Source organism: Legionella sp. km772 (genome assembly GCF_003989735.1).
In the GTDB taxonomy this organism is placed as follows: domain Bacteria; phylum Pseudomonadota; class Gammaproteobacteria; order Legionellales; family Legionellaceae; genus Legionella.
The window spans coordinates 1-1,295 of sequence record NZ_RZGQ01000354.1; the positions used below are offsets into that span (position 1 = coordinate 1).

Below are 1,295 nucleotides of genomic sequence, written 5' to 3' on the forward strand. Positions count from 1 at the left end.
TAAGTAAACGACCAACATGCCAATAAGTATGCACAATAGTCTTATTGACCGCATGACTCAGCTGAGTTCTTGCTTCACTCAAAATCAAACGTATGGAATTCAGCAGTTCAGGATTTAAATCAGTCAGATTAGTCATGAGGTTATCTCTATAAGGCTAAATAATAACATTGGCTTGCTCAAGAGCATTATGAATTTCCGCCACTCTAAGCTCAGGAAGCTTACCAAGAAACCATTGGTTAATTTCCTTTTCAGAAGTATGAAGAATTTTGGCTAGTGTACTTATTCTATAACCAGAACGAGCATATTTGGACTCAATAAGACTGCCAAACGGCTTTAGTACTTGTTCAATGACCTCTTTAGAAATGGGTTTTACCCCAGCAGTAAAGCCAATTTCTAATGCTCGATTAAAATGCGAGATAATTTGTAAGGGAGTAATTAAGTTAGCTGTTAAATGTGATAGTGCTTCTGCAGTGATTACTTCACTCCATTTTTTATCTTTAATAATGCATTGAGCAATTGCCCATTGTAAATAATGATCTTTTTTGCCAATAATTTGTTCATCTAAATCAATAACATAAGATCTCGAACCAATCTCTTCCATTTTTGATGAGCGGATTGTATTTTTCAGTTTGGGTTGCCCCGCTAAAACAATAGTTAATGTTTGCCCACTTAGTTTCGCCATCTCTGAGAGCTTTTTGAGGGACGATAATGTGTTTCCATGCAAATCTTGAGCTTCATCAATAAATAGAACAACGGGTTTATTATTTTCTTCCATTAACTTTACGAAATTGCGATCTCGAATTTCAGGCGAGGTTGATATCTGTGCTGGCTTATCTGATTTATTTAAGTCAATTAATAAAGCTGTTAATAGTGTTTTAACGTTAACCCCCTCTCTATCTGAACTATAGGAGTAACTCACTATGCATTTACCTTCTTTCTTTAAATCACGCATCAATTGATTAATAAAAGTAGTCTTGCCAGATCCTACAGTGCCGCTAACAGCAATTAAACTTCCATAATTGAGTGCCAAATTTTTAATTTTATCTTGTAGTCTTTTTATCTTGTCAGTGGCATAAAAACCCGCTTCTGAAAGCGGTTTAACAAGACCAAACTCTTCTAGTGCATCCAAAATCATAGTTATTCCTTATCTGCTGCTAATTTTAACGCCATATAATCATTAAGTTGTTTTATTAATAGATCATGCTCTAACGTTTGCTCTGTCAACGCATCAATAAACTGTTTCTGCTTTTCGTTTAACAAACTTAAGGGTTTTCCAAGATATTTTGCCATAGCTA

General features: G+C 34.9%; 1 protein-coding gene. It reads right to left on the reverse strand.

Annotation, left to right across the window (positions count from 1 at the left end):
* Nucleotides 1–154 precede the first annotated feature (154 nt).
* Entirely contained in the window at nt 155–1,135 is a 981-nt protein-coding gene (locus ELY15_RS15855) for an AAA family ATPase (RefSeq protein ID WP_127101733.1), read from the reverse strand.
* Nucleotides 1,136–1,295: the final 160 nt, after the last annotated feature.

What these genes read in the sequence shown, in the direction of transcription:
- ELY15_RS15855 (WP_127101733.1), bottom strand. Translation starts at nt 1,135, where the DNA reads ATGATTTTGGATGCACTAGAAGAGTTTGGTCTTGTTAAACCGCTTTCA.